The organism is Paenibacillus lupini (assembly GCF_011761355.1).
GTDB lineage: Bacteria > Bacillota > Bacilli > Paenibacillales > Paenibacillaceae > Pristimantibacillus > Pristimantibacillus lupini.
The window spans coordinates 555,433-573,698 of sequence record NZ_JAASRW010000004.1 but is presented as its reverse complement, the minus strand read 5'-3'; the positions used below and the strand labels follow the sequence as shown (position 1 = coordinate 573,698).

General features: G+C 45.8%; 9 protein-coding genes. 2 read left to right on the top strand and 7 right to left on the bottom strand.

The window, feature by feature from the left end:
* Positions 1-7 precede the first annotated feature (7 nt).
* From FHS17_RS15945 to FHS17_RS15930, 4 genes are all read right to left on the bottom strand, one after another.
* Positions 8-6,403, bottom strand: a complete 6,396-nt coding sequence (locus FHS17_RS15945) for an S-layer homology domain-containing protein (RefSeq protein WP_167279387.1) — start codon at positions 6,401-6,403, stop codon at positions 8-10.
* Between the two features lie 77 nt (positions 6,404-6,480).
* Complete coding sequence (locus FHS17_RS15940; protein WP_167279386.1) at positions 6,481-7,311, bottom strand: carbohydrate ABC transporter permease; 831 nt, start codon at positions 7,309-7,311, stop codon at positions 6,481-6,483.
* Between the two features lie 19 nt (positions 7,312-7,330).
* Entirely contained in the window at positions 7,331-8,206 is an 876-nt protein-coding gene (locus tag FHS17_RS15935; RefSeq protein WP_341805837.1) for a carbohydrate ABC transporter permease, read from the bottom strand.
* A 72-nt stretch (positions 8,207-8,278) separates the two neighbouring features.
* Positions 8,279-9,625 (bottom strand): ABC transporter substrate-binding protein, encoded by a 1,347-nt coding sequence (locus FHS17_RS15930; protein WP_167279384.1) that lies wholly within the window; start codon positions 9,623-9,625, stop codon positions 8,279-8,281.
* Positions 9,626-9,863: 238 nt separating this feature from the next.
* On the opposite strand from FHS17_RS15930, the gene FHS17_RS15925 reads away from it, so the two are divergent.
* Together FHS17_RS15925 and FHS17_RS15920 are read left to right on the top strand one after the other, a co-directional pair.
* Positions 9,864-11,399, top strand: a complete 1,536-nt coding sequence (locus FHS17_RS15925; protein WP_167279383.1) for a glycoside hydrolase family 31 protein — start codon at positions 9,864-9,866, stop codon at positions 11,397-11,399.
* Positions 11,400-11,424: 25 nt separating this feature from the next.
* Positions 11,425-12,729: a Gfo/Idh/MocA family protein gene (locus FHS17_RS15920; protein ID WP_167279382.1), complete on the top strand. Its 1,305-nt coding sequence runs from the start codon at positions 11,425-11,427 to the stop codon at positions 12,727-12,729.
* Between the two features lie 309 nt (positions 12,730-13,038).
* Here the strand turns inward: FHS17_RS15920 and FHS17_RS30905 are convergent, their stop codons facing one another.
* The 3 genes from FHS17_RS30905 to FHS17_RS15905 all read right to left on the bottom strand — a co-directional run bounded on the left by FHS17_RS30905 (position 13,039) and on the right by FHS17_RS15905 (position 18,021).
* Complete coding sequence (locus FHS17_RS30905; RefSeq protein WP_167279380.1) at positions 13,039-15,885, bottom strand: fibronectin type III domain-containing protein; 2,847 nt, start codon at positions 15,883-15,885, stop codon at positions 13,039-13,041.
* 264 nt (positions 15,886-16,149) lie between these two features.
* Entirely contained in the window at positions 16,150-17,199 is a 1,050-nt protein-coding gene (locus FHS17_RS15910) for a substrate-binding domain-containing protein (RefSeq protein WP_167279378.1), read from the bottom strand.
* Positions 17,200-17,322: 123 nt separating this feature from the next.
* The gene (locus FHS17_RS15905) at positions 17,323-18,021 is read right to left on the bottom strand and encodes an FHA domain-containing protein (protein ID WP_167279377.1); all 699 of its coding nucleotides are present in this window, start codon (positions 18,019-18,021) and stop codon (positions 17,323-17,325) included.
* Between the last annotated feature and the right edge of the window lie 245 nt (positions 18,022-18,266).

The window sequence follows — 18,266 nt, the reverse complement described above, 5'->3', positions numbered from 1 at the left end:
CAAAAATTTAGTTTATAAATTGTACGAACTGCAAGAACCGTTTGATCATAACAGCTGCTTCCGCTCGACTTGCAAACGCAGCAGGATCGATTGTCGTGTCTGATTTCCCTTTCATAATTTGAGAAGTGAGTAATTCATCAATGGCAGGTTTAGCCCATGCACTAATGGAAACTTTATCCGTATATTTCTCAAGAGCATTTCCATTTACTTCGACGGATTTGTTCACATAGCTCAGCGCTCTAGCTAGCATAACAGCCATTTGTTCACGGGTGACTTGTTCATTTGGTTTGAATGAACCATCCGTATAGCCGTTAACGATTCCCGCATCAACCGCTGTTGCAATCACATCTGTGAACCAGTCACCTTTGGCTACGTCACTAAAAGTGGCGGCCTTATTAGGAACACGGAGTCCAAGGGAACGAACAAGTATAGCCGTGAACTCTGCACGAGTAATTGATTTGTCCGGTGAGAAGCGATTAGGTGCTTCACCGTTTATAATCCGCTTGGCAGCCAACAGTTCGATATCTGATTGGGCCCAATGGCCATCAAGGTCAGCGAACGTTTTGCCATCCGCGCTAGACACCACTGCATAAATGCTATTCCCATTTCGTTTAATGACAACTTCGGTATGCCCCCCGTTATCTTGAAGGACCGATGGAACAAACGTAAATGTCCCTGCAGCCGGGTCGAATAGAAGTGCAGTCGTGTTCGCTTGTTCAAGAGTTCCCGGCACAATAACTGTTCTCTCGAGGTAAGTGCTGCCGAAGTTGGTTATCTCGATTGACTGTCCTTTTGCTTGAGCAAAGATTTTGTAATCCAGAGCAGGCGTAAGTAAGTTCAGCCCTTCTTTACCAGCCTGTTCAGTCAATAGATCCGCCGTCTTGCCTGCAACTTTGTCGATGACAATACTTATCGTCATATCTCCAGTACTCACGCCTAGCTTTTGTGCTAAAGCTGTGAGGCCTAACGATTGGACAGGAACCTTGTAGCTGCCAAAATCCGTCTGTACTAGGATTGATGCGTCTAACCCTGCATCTACAAGCGCTGATGACGGAATGTTGACCTTCACGCTTCCACCATTGTTTTTCAATTCGATAATCACCGAATTTGACTTAACACTAGTTGGTTTGTTGTGAAGAGCTTGGAACGCATCCAGAAGCTTCTTCGAATCAATAGTTGCTTCAATTACACCATTTGTTGATGGAATAATGGTTACCGCATTTTGTCCCAGCTTGATTCCGTTCTCCGTAAACACTGAAGCTGGCTCAGAAGATGTGCCGCCAGTGGACGGGTTCGAAGTTGAACCAGACGCAACCGTCACCTGGAATTGCTGTTCCAGATTACCGTCAGAAGACCTAGCCGTAATAACGGTGCTGCCAACGCCAACAGCCTTGACTAAGCCAGTAGCAGATACATAGGCGACCTTCGTGTTTCTCGAAGACCATACTACTCTTTTATTGCTAGCTTCTGCAGGTGCTACTGTCACACTAATTTGGGCACTGGAGTCTGGAGTCAATTGAATTTGGTTTGACGTATTCGCCGTTAAACCCGTAACCCTTACTGGTGCCGCGGCATCACTATTCGATACGTCTACACGACCCAGATTCAGCCATCCATCACTATTCTGCTCCGCATTAGCGAAACGGAATTTCTTCGCGTCTGCATTGATCTGCTCTAGTGGATTCACGTAACGCATCAATATTTGATAGCTTCCATTACTTAACTCCGGATTAATAGTGGATTCAAACAGCTTGTTGTTATCGAATCCATTCGTATTAGGAAGAACATCCTTCAGATCCCATTCTGGTTCCCATATTTTCACAATGCCATCTTCTGATTGCGCAGCAAGCTCTACCTTCCAGTTGTAGTAGAACGGTGCTACTCCTTTATTTTCAAGTTCTACTCCTACCTTCAAGCTTCCATCCGATGCGTCCAGATAGGTTGCGGGCACATAATATTCATAGCCCATGCTGCGTGATCCTTCTGTAGCTCTTGCTAGTGCCGCAGACTCCAGTGGAGTTTGGAATATTCCTTGTGCAATTAACCAGGATGCATGAGTCAAATCTAGACTTGTGTAGTAATCTTCACCTTGGGCACCCTCGATAGGTGTCGATGGTTCATTGTACACTGGCGGATCATTGTCCCACATCTTCACCTGAATTTCCGGTCTCATCTCTCCGCCCATGCTGTTTGTTTTCCAGAAATCCGTTACCCCAGCATCGTTAACTCTTCCCCAGAAGTGCCAGCCTTGCCCTCCAAGACTTGGCGGGAGTGTCTGGAACGCAAAGGAATCATCATGATAACCAACATCGAAATCTTTGGTTTTGAGGGTACTGTTATCCATCGGGTAACGCAATACGAGCTGTGTTTCGTTGAATGCATTATCCATGTCGGTAAGAACCCGCTTCAGATTGACGTCGGTTGGCATTAAGTTTGGTGATTTGATATTCCCGTCATAAGGGTACGTATGCCATTCACCCCAGAAGCCGATCAATCCGATCATCAAAGATCCGATACGAGGATCGCCGTCATAACGTGCTCCAAGCGCCTCGATGAAATTGTCCAAAGCTTCCATCAAATGTTCATCATTATAATTAGGCGCTAGACTCGTGGCATCCTTACCATTGTTGTATTCCGAATAGGTATACGTCTCCAGCCCTTCATCTAACAGGAATTGCGGTATACCTGAAGGCTTATTCGGATAGTCCAGATAGACCCTAAATACGGCATGATTACCTCTGGATGCTACAGCATCAAGCCGTTTGTCCAGCTCCGTCCAATTAAAGTCATTCAGGTTGTTCATCAGCTTATTAAGCGGCAGATAGAAGAACTCCATGCTATAAGGCAGCTGTGTTGGCTGGTCTCTCCAATCATCGCCCTCCGTGAAATAAGATTCCTCCGCTGCATCATAGAAAGGAAGGAAGCCCTTGAGCGGATTGTCTACAGGTGCACTTTGATAAGCAAGCGCATCCGTTCCTGCAGATGTTGCCCAAGCTGGCGGTGCCGGGTGGTCAACAGGCTCTGTTGTTGAACCTCCCCCTGATCCGCTGGTTCTGCCGGCTAACGCATAGAGGCTAATCTGGTCAATGCTGAGAACATTGTCAGATTGGTTTTTTGGACCAAAGCCGAATTGAATTTGAAGCACTTTGCTAGAGTTGAACACAGCGTCACAAGCGTCGCAGCCTTGCCATGACGATTGGATGAATGAGCTCCAAGGAATTCGAACCATTCCTTTGTAACCTGCAGCGATGGATAGGGAGCCTCCACCAAGAGTGGTTGATACCCAGCCCTCAGCAGCTTGATAGAACTGTACGGTTCCTCCTTGTTTTAAAGAAAACTCGCCTTTTGGCGCATCAGTTACAAGCGAAATGTTCAGGTCCATTGCTTTGCTGCTTGGCGACGTATTGTTGACCCAGAAGGTGAGTCCGTCAAAAGCAGACCAATCTGAATCCGCCTGGTTAAAGGCTGCACGTTTGATGTTTACCCAATCGGATGTCGTTTTGCCCGGAGGAGGAGAAACAGAAAACTTCATTGCTTGACTGCCATTCGAGACATTCACATGGTCAATCGTACGAAGCGTAGACGGCTCTCCGGATTCCCAGTCTATCTTCCAGATATTTTGCAAAGCTGCATCATCTGCATACGATTCAAAATCATCCAATATTTTATCTGCCCGATAGAGCATGATGTCATCTATGGTGATGACGTTATGACTATAGCCCGCTGGCGGGTATCCGAACTGAAGTCCGGTTACTTCGCTTGGATCAAGCGCGGCTGCGCAGTCTGCCTGAACACCGTCGCACTGCCATGCGGATTGAACAAATTGATCCCAAGCAATCTTCACGACACCCTTGAAACCTGCAGGAACATTAAGCGAGCTTCCATTAAATGCTGCAGGGTGCCAGCTTCCATCAGATGAGATCGTTAAGGCCGACCCGCCTTCTTTCAGCCCAAACTCGCCTTTCGCAACAGGGGTTTGAAGTGCGACATTTAAGCTGAAATCCTTATTATCGTTTGTTGTATTGTCCACCCAGAAGCTTAACCCGTCATACTTGGACCAGTCTTTCTTCTCTGTAGGAATGGAATGAATGATATTCGACCACTCCGAATCAGCAATTGCAGTCGAAAGCTTTAAGCCCTTGCTTCCGCTCGACTCTCCAAGTGCTCTTGTAACGGAGCCAGGTTTGTCTGACCATGCTTCCGTCCATGCTTGCCCAAGAGCAGCGTTATCTGCATAGGATTCGAAATCGTCTATGAGCCCCGGTTTGTCAGAACCAGAACCTGAACCAGGATTGGTGCCTGGATCAGTGCCGGGATCCGTACCAGGATCCGTATCTGATTCATACTTGTCTGTAAAGTAGATTTCATCTATATAGATTGTACCGGTAGTATCCCAAGCAGCTTGTGAGATCGCAATGCTCCAGATCGTTTGTGATAAATCTACTTCTTTAGCAGGCAAGTCGATTACGATATCTTTATAGCTTGTTGTTATCGTATCCCCACTGAATTGTGCGAGTGTTTTCGTCTTACCACCAATACTGACATTGACCTGATTCTCTTCGCCTCCGGCGGCTCCTTTCACCCGGATAACCAGTTTGCTTGTATCTGCAAGGTTTCGTCCGATATTGGTCTCCATACGTGACATATTCTTATATTGCAGCGTTAATGCGCCATTCTCAACAACACCAGCGCCATTCCCATTGGCAAAATTGCTAGATCCGGTCCATTGGTTCAAATCATTTGCAGTCTCTCCAGACCAGGCTGGCGTACCGTCATAATCATCTACGAGTAAGCGCTTTGGCGGCGCCGGCGGTGAAGTTGGAGGCTCCGAACAAGGTGAAGTGCAATCTCCTACCCGTACTGGCCCCAAATTCAGCCAACCTGCACTGTCTTGATCCGTATTCGCAAATCCTACCTTTTTCGCCTTATTGCTAATAGCCTCTAACGGATTAACGACCTTCATCACTAAATAGTAGTAACCATCATTCAAGTCTGGTTCAGCAATTGTTGTATCGAAATAATAGGGTTCACCAAATGGGACATATTTCGGATCGCCAGATACATTCCATTCGGGGTACGTTCTGATCTCCGAAGGCATAATTTTGGTCATATCCCATGTTGTATCCCACTGCTTAACAAGCTTACCCGATGCACTCTTAACTCCCAGCTCTACTTTCCAAGGATAAGAGAAAGGTGCAACACCATTATTCTGAATGGTTACGCCAACCTTAAGCGGGTCACCTTGAACAACGTCATTATAGTAGGAGCTCTTCACATTCAAGTCGTAGCCCATCTTTCTCACGCCCGCGGCAACGACTGCATTGTTAGCATCATAGTTGCTGATACCACCCTGGTTAATCATCCACGTCGCATGAGTCAGTTCAATATCATCCATGGCATCATCCACATTAGCGCCGCCAGTAAAGAAATTGCTCTGAATTTCTGGCCGCACTTCACCGCCAACCGATTCCGTTATCCATTTGTTCTCCGAACCAGATTCCAGCATCTTGGTTAAGAACGAATAATAGGCTCCGCCCATACTCTCAGGCTGCGTTACGCTTTGCAGCGGATCACCTTCCTTATATCCGAAGGAGTCGTCGTGATAGCCCATATTGTATTCCGATGCGCCAGGCAGGCCTGGATATCGGACCTCTAACTTCGTTTGATCGAAAGCCGTATCATATGCGGTGAAAAGTTCTTCGATTGTATCTGCACTTGGCATGTAGTTCGGCAGCCCGTCTGCATCATCCTCATCATAAGGGTAAGTATGCCACTCCCCCCATAAACCAACGAGACCCATATGAATAAATCCAATACGCGGGTCTCCGTCATACTTTGCACCAAAAGCTTTAATAAAGTTTGTCAAATACGTTACCATTAACGGATCGTCATAATCAGGTTCGTCCTGGTTAAAGGTATCGTTATGACGCATAGCAACACCACTGTCGTGAATAAACGCCGGTATAGCATCCTCTTTACCCGGATACTCCAGATAGACTCTAATCGCCGCCTGATTTCCTCTTGCCGCAATGGCATTTAGCGCTGGCTCAAGACCAGCATCAAAGGTATAGGAATCTGGGCCATTCATTACCGCTTTCAGCGGGATATAATACCATTCCAAGCTGTGGGGGAATGAAGTCTCCGTTTCCCACGGATAGAACGGGGCAAAACCTTTTAACGGATTGTCCAGCGGGCTTGGGGCATAGGTCAGGTCATGCTTGGTTAGCGCACTATCCACCGCAGGACTCGGATAGGGATTCGTTGGTACACTCGCCGAAGCGGGGGCTGGGTCCGCACTTACTCTGCTTGGACTATTCCCAAAGAACGTACTCAATAGCAAGCTTACAATGAGCATCACTTTTAATGATGATTTCCTAAGATCTTGCACGGATAATCGTTTCATCAAAATCCTCCTTTAAATTTGAAAGCGCTATCAATGCGCAACAAGTTAATCCGGACTCACAGAAGTCCGGATACCTATTAACCTTTTGTCGCACTGAAGGCAATCCCTTCAATAAATTGCTTTTGGAATACAAAGAAGAGAATAATCATCGGAACTACCGCCATAAAGGCACCTGCCATTAACACCGGGTAATCTGTTCCAAACATAGACACTAACGTCGCTATGCCTGATGATAAGGTCATCTTCTCTGGAGAGCTGTTAATAATAAGCGGCCATTGCAGCTCATTCCAAGCCCACTGCAGCTGAATAATAACAATAGCTACTAAAGCCGACCTAACTAATGGAAGCATGATATGCCAATAAATTTGGAACGGGTTGCAGCCATCCAGAACGGAGGCTTCTTCCAATTCCTTTGATATGCCCATGAAAAATTGCCTTAGAAGAAAAGTAGCAAACGGGCTGATCAATGAACAAATCCAAAGAGCAGTAACGGTATTGACGAGTCCCAAGTCACTCATCATCATGTATTGCGGCGTATAGAAAACAGGATTCGGCACCATCATGACCGAGAGAAGCAAAACAAACAGAAAGGAGCTTCCTGGAAACTTTATTCGAGCAAAGGCATACGCCGCCATTGAACTAAAAATAACCGGAAACACGGTCTTCATTACCGCTGAAATAATCGTATTGAGGTAATAATGCGGAAACTCTGATTGCTTGATTGCCTCAATATATCCTCTAAGGCTAGGAGCATCCGGAAAATAACGGATCGGAATTTGCGTAGCCTCCGTCGTTGTCTTCAGCGAAGTCAGTACCATCCATACAAATGGAACAAGCATAGCGATGGCGCTGATAATAAGAATGATATGAACAACCAGATTGATCTTCCTAGGCGATAAGCTGTGCATAGTTAGGTCTCCCCCTCCCTTAGTCGTAGTAGACCCATTTTTTCTGGAATGCAAATTGAATGCCTGTCAACGCAAGGTTAATCATCAGTAATACGTTGATAATGGAAGCGCCATAATTGCGATCATTATAAATGAAGCTGTTTTGGTAATAGGCATATACAAGCGAGCGAACCGACGGAAGCGCAACATTCGTCTTTCCGATAATCAGATAGATAGAGTCGAAGATCTGCGTCGCTCCAATTAATAGGATGATACTTGTGAAAAACAAGGTTGGCGTTAACATTGGAATCGTAATAAAGCGAAACTTGTTAAATCGCTTGGCGCCGTCAATATCTGCCGCTTCATAAAGGGATTTCGGTATCCCTTGCAAGCCTGCGAGAACAAGCAGCATATTCATGCCGATGGCCCCCCACACGCCAACGATAACGAGCACGATCATCGCATAATTGCCATTAGACAGCCACGCAACATGCGTCCCCAATAAATGGTTGATAAGTCCAAAGTCCTTAGCAAATAAGACAACCCATACCATCGCGGCCGCGGCAGGCATAGTCACCTGAGGCAAGAAAAAAATAACACGATAAAGGGAAACCCCTTTGACCTTCGTATTTAGCAGAACAGCAAACAAGGTAGAGAGCACGAGTGTAACGGGCACAAACATAGCCACATAAAGCAGCGTGTTACGTAAATTCTGCCAAAACTCTTGATCATGAACTAACTTGACATAGTTATCAAATCCAACCCAATGGTTAACGGTTCCGAAATTTGAAGAATGCTGGAATCCCAGCAAAATCGATTGAACAACCGGCCAACCCCAGAAAACCAATGTGCCTATGAGAGTTGGCGCAATCATGAAATAGGCCCACACATATTTGCTTCTGGAATTCAAATTCACCACTCCCTATTCATTCGAGACGTTCCTAATTGCTAGGAACGTCTCCTGAATCACTTTCCTTTTGGTCAATACTTACTTTGTATCCGCGATTGCTTGATTCATCATCTCAGCAACCTTCTTCGCAGCTTCTTCTACCGAGATCGCTCCACCCCATGCTTGGGACATAATCTCAGGCTCTTTCGCGAACCATACCGGATACGCCATCGAACCACTTGGATAAGGAGTTGCATCTCCTACTTGCTCCGTGAATACTTTCAGATTCAAATATGGTCTCGAAGTCAGCCATGCATCTTGTGTACCGTTGAATGCTGGTATAGCTGCACCCATTTGAGCTGTAATTTCTGCTGCTTTTTGGGACCCCAGGAACTTAAGGAACTGCCAAGCCTCTTCTTTGTTTTTACCGCTTGCAGCCATAACGTTGCCAAGGCCGTTGATGATATTAGCTCTTTTCACTTTGCCCATAGGCAATTTCGCCCAATCCCATTTCCCCTTAATAATATCGCTGCTATCAATATCGCTGATCCGCCAGGATCCGTCGAAGATCATCGCTAATTTGCCGGATTTGAACATCTCAGTTGCTTCCATATCCGTCATTTGTTGATGAGTTGGAGAAGCTCCGTCAACCGTCATTTGATAACGAGCTTGCAAAGCTTCGATTGAAGCTGGGTCATCGTACCCCGACTTGCTCATATCATCGGCAATAATTTTACCGCCATTAGCCAAAATATCGTTCCAATAGCCGGTTTGCGTGTCCATCTTCGCTCCGAAACCATAGATGCCTTTGTCAGGTTGGCTCAGCTGTTTAGCAACTTCAGCCAGCTTTGCATAAGTCCAAGTGTCATCTGGATAAGCAATGCCCGCTTGGTCGAACAGTTCTTTGTTATATGCCAAACCAATTGTGTCAAAATCCTTAGGAATGCCATAGTTCTCGCCGTTCAGCGTATAAATGGAAGCAAGATTCGCAGCATAGTTGTTCAGATCAATTTCTCCAGCCTCTACCTTACTAGTGATCGGCTCAAGGAATTTACCAGATGCATAGGTAGCGAATTGACCTCCGTGCATCCAGAACACATCAGGCAATGTTCCTGCAGGAGCAGCAGCGGACATTTTTGTCCAATAATCGCCCCATGGGATGACTTCGACCTTCACCTTAATATTTGGATTTTGTGCAGTGAACTCTGTCGCAATGGCTTCCATCGCTGGCTGTTGAATTTTATCCCAAATCGCATAGGTAAGCGTGACGTTCTTTTTAGGCGCTTCAGTTGCTTCCCCGGCATTGTTGCTTGCACTGTTGTCTGGTTTGTTACTCGGTTTGTTGTTCGAGCTGTTGTTCGAGTTGTTGCCGCATGCTGCAGTAATTAAAGATAAGACCATCATCACAGCCACTAACATGAATGAAAATTTGTTTCTCTTCACCATTTGACATCCCCCTAATGAATTTGAGTGTTTAGGCAAAAATTTGCGTAAATGCAAATTGTGTTGCCTCTTTACATGTTTAGTGTAATCGATATGTATAACCGCTTTAAATGCCCCTTTTTTAAGATTACATGCCTTATTGTTAAGATGAAAAAAGGTTTGCATTCGATTACATATTCCTCCATAATATCAGTAAATAATTGCGCAAATTATTTCATAACACAGATTGGGAGTGTCTGCGATGACGATTACTGTATTGCAAAGAGAGCCAGGAGAATTCTGGTGGGGAGGCGTTATAAATGAAGGACATCTTATGCCGTTTGGCGACGGGCCGCATTCGCGTGACTTGCGTTTGACGGACGATAACCAAGCTTCCCCCTTATTACTTTCTAATCTAGGAAGATATATTTGGAGTGAAGAACCGTTTGCTTTCTCTTTTAATGAGGGAACCGTTACAATCAACCACGAGCAGAAGATTAAGCTTGAGGAGGGTCATATTACTCTTCAAGGCGCTTACCAGCATGCATGCATGAACCATTTCCCGCCTTCCGGCGATACGCCTGACAAACTAGCCTTTTTGGCGCCGCAATACTGCACTTGGGTAGAAATGTTTTATGAACCAACTCAGGACAAACTTCTTAATTATGCGAGATCTATTATTGAGCACGGCTTCCCACCAGGTGTGTTAATCATTGATGATAACTGGATGCAAGACTACGGAACGTGGGACTTTGAGAAGCATCGATTTCCCGACCCTGCTGGAATGATTAATTCCCTGCACGAACTAGGGTTCAAGGTGATGCTCTGGGTATGTCCATATGTAAGTCCTGACAGTATCACCTTCCGGCAATTACGTGACAAAGGTCTATTAATGAAGCATGCTGATGGCACCCCTGTCCTAAGGAGATGGTGGAATGGGTACAGTGCGGTCGTTGACTATACAACCACAGAAGGATCCGCATGGTTTAAGCGGCAATTAGATAGGTTAGTAGAAGATTATGGAGTTGACGGCTTCAAGCTCGATGCGGGAGAACCTGTGCTGCCAGGCCTATTGGATGACGTTTCCCAGGATGTTGCATGGTCACGTCCTATCCTCCCAATGGAAGATTGCGAATGTTATGCCCGCTTGGGAATCGGATATTCTCTTAGCGAATTACGCATGTGCTGGAAGCTCGGAGGGCAAGCACTCATTCAGAGGCAGCGCGATAAAACACATACATGGGATGCGACTGGACTCGGGGGATTAATCCCTAATGCCATCGCTCAAGGCTTGATGGGATATGCCTATAATTGCCCTGATATGATTGGCGGCGGAATGGATGGTGACATTAATTCACCGGATTTCTGTTTTGATTCTGAGCTCTTTATCCGTTTTGTTCAATGCTCTGCTTTATTCCCAGTCATGCAGTTCTCCATGGCACCTTGGCGTGTACTAAATGGAGATGAATTATCCTGGTGTATGGACGCTGTACAGATCCGAACGAAGGTAGGCCCTCATCTCTTTGAACTTGCGAGCCTAGCTGCTGAAGATGGACTTCCTATCATGCGCAGTTTGGAATTTGTTTTTCCGAAGCAAGGCTATCATACGATTCAAGATCAATTCATGGTTGGTGACTCCATTCTGGTAGCTCCGGTGTTAATAAAGGGACAGAGAACTCGAGTGATTCAATTCCCGGAAGGCCGATGGCTTGGTGACGACGAAAGCATAGTTGAAGGCCCTGCACAAATCGAAGTGAATACACCTCTTTCCCGGTTGCCATGGTATCGAAAAATATAAATCGTTACTTTGAGGAGATCAGCTTATGAAAACAATCAAACTAGCTGTAATAGGAGCAGGAGCACGAGGCTTCTTATCCTATATGCCGTATGTTCAGAGGTTTCCCCGCGAGGTAGAGGTGGTCGCCGTTGCCGAACCAAACGAAGAGAGAAGAATGAGATTTGCTGAAGCCCTAAACCTAACCTCAGAGCAGCTTTATTCCACATGGGAAGAGTTCTTGAACGAGCCCAAGCTCTGTGATGCGCTCCTTATCTGTACGCAGGATCAGATGCATTACGAGCCTACGGTTGCCGCACTCAGAAAGGGCTATCATGTTCTTCTAGAGAAGCCAATGTCCAACAACCCGAATGAGTGCGTCGAAATGGAGGCCATCGCCCGTGAAGAAGGGCGCTTACTCTCGATCTGTCACGTTTCGAGATACACTCCTTTCTGGCAAAAAATGAAGCAGCTCATCAGTGATGGTTCTATCGGAGAAGTTATGTCCATTCAACATAACGAAAATGTCGGCTACCTCCATTACGCTCATAGCTTTGTCCGAGGCAATTGGCGGAACGACACTCTCTCAAGTCCAATGATATTGGCCAAATCTTGTCACGACATGGATCTGATTCGCTGGATTGTTGATGCAGACTGTACGAAGGTTAGTTCCTTTGGTTCGTTAAGCCACTTCCGGATCGAAAATGCGCCGGCGGGCTCGACTGACCGATGTACGGATGGCTGCGAAGTAGAATCTACCTGTCCCTATTCGGCCTTAAGATTCTATATGCAAGATATTGAAACTAACCCTTTTGCAGCACTAATAGCTGATCCCCCTACCGAGGCAAATAGAATGAACGCCATACTGGGAGGTCCCTATGGCAAATGTGTCTATCGGACGGATAATAATGTCGTCGATCATCAAACGGTAAATATGGAATTCGAGAATGGCGTTACCGTTATGTTCAGCATGAGCGGGTTTACGCGGGATATGAATCGGATCGTCCAAGTGATGGGAACCAAAGGAGAAATTCGCGGCGATTTACTAAGCAGCACTATCGATCTATTTGAGTTTTCAACCGGCATGCAGACTGTCACTCAAATCCCAATCAGCAAAAGCGGTCATCAAGGCGGCGACGACGGGATCATGCGGCAATTTGTCTCCGACCTGCGGAATGAGCGATATATCGATACGTTGACCTCCGCCCAAGCCTCACTGGAAAGTCATCTGATGGCCTTCGCTGCCGAGGATTCCAGGCTGAATGGCGGCGCCGTTGTAGATATGAAGCTGTTCCGTCAATCTTTTGCACCAGCTTCTAGTCCGTCCTCCCTTACGTTGGATATACTCCACTAAAATCAGATAATGAGGATGCTGCCCGAAGCTACGTTGGAATTACTCCAGTAAATATCAAAAAATGGACTTCTGTCATTCAAATGAATGGAATTATACTGTATGCAATCCAACATGGCTTAAGTTACTGTGCGAAAAAGCTTCATTTTAATGTATATAATCCAACATAGCTCAAATCTTGAGTACACTCTGAATACATCACTCCCCCGACAAGGTCATTACGTTGGATCAACAAGAAAGAGAGGCAGCATGATGCTGCCTCTCTTTTCATGTTTGCCCAGTAACTTTTTATTTGAGCCTATTTTGATTCATTTACTCGAAACCAATCTCGTCTATCCAGATGGTGCTGTTGCCTCCGTGCCAAAATGTCATCGTCAATTGGCCAGGGGTGGTGCGATCCACACCTTTTGATACCAGATTAATAGCAATATCCTTATAGCTCGTTGTAACCGTATCCCCGCTGAAATCCGCCAGTGTCTGAGTTACTCCGCCAAGCGTGAGCTGCATATGACTTTGCTCACCGCCGTTTGCACCTTTGATGCGAATAATCATCTTCGAGTAACTGCCGATGTTTTGAGTAATATCCGTGCCTAACCATCCGTTATTGTTATACTCGAGCTTTAATGCGCCTGAATCAATAACGCCTGCATTATTTACGAAACTGTTTGCACCTGCCCATTTGCCAAGATCGTTGCTACCAGGCCAGCTCGGCGAGTTATCAAAGTTATCTACCATCAATGTTCCTCCAGCTGCTGCATTGGTCGTTACATTAATCCCTGCACTAGCAGCCGATAGATTGCCAGCTGCGTCCTTAGCTTTTACCGTATACGTGTATGCTGTGTTGGCATTCAAGCCTGTGTCCGTAAAACTAGTCGCTGTTGACGTGCCGACTTGATTCCCGTTTCTGTAGATGACATACTGCGATACGCCGACATTGTCTGTTGAAGCAGTCCATGCTAAGCTCACACTGCTCGATGTTTTAGCAGATAAGCTCAGATTCGTTGGCGCAGTTGGTGCTTGCGTATCTCCGGCGCTACCGCCGCCGCTGATCTGAATGCGGTCAAAATCAGGAGCCCATCCTGTTGGGTTAGAGAAATGGATGGTATTATTGCCTGCATTCAACTGTACTTGCGTCGTAACGGTGCCAATTGCCGTCCAACTTCCTGTGCTTGGCATATTGAGTGTTGCAGCTGAGCCGCCGTTCACACGTATTTGAGCGGAACGAGCCTCGCCGCTGAGGTAAGAAACGGTCATTGTATACGATCCAGCTGCTGCCGCACTTACTCCGTTAAATTGTAAAGTGCCATCATTATTGCCGACATACCCGACTTTCGAGCCTCCTGAACAGGTGCTGCAAGTGGAAATAACCGCCGCTCCAGTCCGTGTATTTGCAGCAGCCTCTGCTTCATAAGCCGTTGATGTACCTCCTCCTCCGGAAGCGCTAGTGGTCACACTTACAGAGCTGCTTGCACTGGATGTGTTCCCCGCTCCATCCTTTGCTTTGACAGTGTAGCTGTAATTCGTACTTGGGCTAAGTCCCGTATCCGTAAAGGCGGTGCCTGTCGCTGAGCCTGCCAATACGCCCCCACGGTAAAGATTATAGCCGGTCACACCTACATTGTCGGTTGAGGCCGACCACGTCAGACTGACACTACTTGAAGTCGTGCCGCTTACTGCCAGATTCCCCGGAACACTTGGTGCCTGAGTATCTGTGCTTCCGCCGCCACTATAGCCGCCATCATATGCTGTTTGGGTCAGGTTATACGAGAGCGTATTATCTGGCTTTAACAGATTGAAAGGCCCGATATTTTGATCAGCGGGATCCATACCGATTCCCACTTTACCAAGCGGAGTTCTGCCGCCTGTATAGTAGTTCGTATTGGCAAATCTAGCGCTTGGCTTATAACCAAATGGGTCAAGAATGGAAAGCGCCAAGGTATATGTTCCCGCCGGCATATTCGATGGAATGGTAAATGCACCGGAAACCTGTTGAACGGCTGGCGCTTGATTGTATTGACGGGTCGTGCTATTCCAATCGTCACCCGGCATCCAGTTCCGAATGTCAGCACCATTAAATATACCCTTCCAAGCTACGGTACGATCGCTTCTCAACAAGCTGGCTTCTACAGGCCAGTTGTAGTAGAACGGTGCCGACCCTTTGTTCACGACGGAGAAGGAAACATTCATCGAACCGCCTGGCTGCACGCTTCCGGAATATGTAGCCTGGTTGATGACGAATTGATAACCAAATTCCTTCTGCATCAATGCTGCTCCTTGCGAGACAGCGGTATTGCCTGCATCGTACAGATCAATCCATCCCAAGCTTGTTGTATGTGTTTTTTTGATCCAGTCGATGACATAGTTCCGATGGTTCGGATCGCTTAACGTATCATTAGGCGAATCTCCCGGCTGAATTTCCTTCTGTCCCCAATCGTAAGCAACCTCGCCACCGTTAACTTGCGTTCTCCAAACATTTCTTGCAACAATGCCTTCTCCTCCTGAAAGATCATCGATTAAAGCGAATGAATCCCATAGGAAGCCGAAATTATAATTTGTGAAGGTATCGGGATATCGCACTTGAACCTTTTTGTTCTGAAAAGCTTGCGAAGCAGCGTCACCTAACGCGGTCTGGAAGGTGAGCGGCATCCGGTCAGTCCCGTCGGCAAGCTTATCCGGCCAAATATGATGCTCTCCCCAATTCCCCCATAAACCTAACTCAACATAAGCGACTCTGGGGTCATTATCCCATGCTTGACCAAGCTTCTGAATAAAAGCTGTCAGACGGTTTTTCAAGGTTTCCGTTGTCCATTGTGTCGTCACGTCTCCATGAGGAACGCCTTCCGGCCAATACTCCCCGCCATTCGGGTAGACGATAAACACGCGAGGGATGACCTTTTTATTCTGATTTTCAATCCCTGCCCAGGCCGTATTGCTCCAATCCTTAATCTTCTGGACGGAGTCAGATGCTGCATTCTCCAGATCGGTGTATTTGATATAGTGCTTAAACACAGTCCCGTACTCTTGATCCGAAAAACTGGTGTCATTCATGAACCGGGTTGGCCTAAATCCCTTTAATGGATTTTTGAACGCCTCTTGCGTTTCCGTTAAATTAACCGTAATTGGACCAACCGCTGCTGACGCTTTATCAGGAAACGGCAACACAAAACCTCCTGTCAGTAACACAATTGATAGCAAAACAGAAAACGCTTTCAATACTGACCTTGAATAAATCCCCTTCATCAATCATCCCTCCCAGATTAGTGAATTTACGCAAATTAGTTGCGCAACTAATTTGCGCTCTTAGTATATTCTACCATCGTTTGCTTCGTCAATGAGAATCATTCCGAAAATGAAAAATAGCCGTCCTCCGATCATCATATGATCGGAGGACGGCTATTCGGATCCATTCACAAAGAGAGCTTTTTACAGCTTAGCCACTACCTTTGAACATGATTCCCGCTCAATGAACTCGGTCTTAAGACTAATGAAAACCTCTGAGATGTTCTTGTTTGTTATCAATTCAGTCAGTACTTTTACGATAATTGAACTGATATCATATCTAAACCTTCGAACGGTCGTTAATGGCGGAACCATGAACTCCGAGAGCTTTAGATCATCAAAACCAACCAAGGAGACATCCTTAGGAATACGGAAATTCATCTCAGCCAAAGCCTTCATAGCCCCATATGCAATGATATCGTTAAATGCGAAAATCGCCGTTATTGACGGCTGATCACTCATCAATTGTTTCACTGCCTCATAACCATGTGCAGGATCAAATGAGCCCATCACAACATTGGTGTCGGTCCATGGCATTTCTAAATCACGAAAGGCGTCTTTGCATCCATCCAGCCGGTTTGAGTTCACTAGATGATTTTTAGGCCCTGCAATCATCCCGATTTTCCGATGACCCAATCCATGCAAATATCGAATGACCTCATAAGCGCCTTTTCGGTTATCGTAGTCAATATAGTTTTGACCGGACTTATAGACCCTACCATTCGTAAACAAATACGGAATTCCGAGCTTATTAAATTCCTCAAACATCTTATCGCCCACAAAAGGGTCAAATATGATGGCTGCGTCTACTTTTTCCTCACTCAAAAGCTTATAGGCTGGAGAAGAATGCATATCCGTGTAATGCTTCACAATATGAATCTGATGACCGTATGCTTCAAATTCATCCTTTAAGTGATTCAAGTCCGCAGAGGTAGAAGGGTCATTATCAAAGAAGTCATTATCGCCTGGTACGATTACGACGATATTATAGGATATACCTACGAGCTTGGAGGGAGCGGTCCCTGGCTTTAAATGTTCATTCGCAATATCCAATACTTTTCTGCGAGTTTCCTCGCTGAAGTTGCCCTGATTGTTTATGATTCTGGAGACTGTACTAATTGAAACATTTGCTTTTTTTGCAATCTCTTTGAGTTTGATACGAGCTCCCTCCAATTCTTGCGAAAATTTTTGCACAATAAGGAAATTATAGCGTTTAATAATGTGTCCAGTCAATTAAAGCGCAAATTTTTGTGTAAACTTAGGAGACTGCGAATTAAAAGAAGATGACTCCTGAAAACATTCAGAAGTCATCTTCTTTTATGACGTTATTAATTCCGATTCCAGCAGGTATCCGCTGCCGCGCACCGCACTGATTAGGAAAGTATCTTTTCCGTATTTTTTACGTACCCGGTAGATCAAGGCGTTTAATTCGTCAAGCGATACATCTGGGATACCTCCTGCCCCAGGCAAACGTTCCGGCCATACCCTTACTTTGATTTCTTCAAGAGGGACAAGCCGGTTCGCATTCTCATATAGAATGCGAATAAGTAAAAATTCCTTCTCAGACATCGGGATTCGCTTGCCTTCCACCACACATTCCCTCTTCTCCCAATGAAACGACAATGACGATTCCGGGACTTCTGGCTTCCTCGTAGTACTGAACGGTTCAATCTCGATCGTTTGATCGGCAAACAGATACGAAAAATGAATGACCGTCATCCCTTTGGCGAGCTTAATGATATCAAAGTTTTTCAGCGGATAAGGCGTATATGAGGTTAACCGTACTCCGTTAATTTCCGTACCATGACGGCTTCCCAGATCATAAAGCACTGCCTTATCCTTCTCTTTTCTAATTACGAGATGCTTTCGGGAAAGAAAAGGGTTCGTAAAAGCGATATCCGGCGTCATCTGATTAGATAACCGGCCGACCAGCGTCTCATCCTCGTTCAGATTAATGCAGGTGCCCGATCGGTATGGCTCACCGCGAATGACATACAAGCATGCAAAGCCTTCCATTGTTGCACCTCCGTTTTTCTATGACAGATTCCCACCAATTATAGGAAAAACTCTATCATTATCGTATCTCAAACGAAGGTTGATTATAATCGCATTCGACTGACGGAACACTCACGTTTCAATAATAATATGGTAAACTTTACCTCTATCTAATCTGACCAACATGCTCATTTCGTCTTACGTATCGTCATATCGAATTGGCTTTGCTATAATACAAACAGACCAACTGATAATGATTATCAACG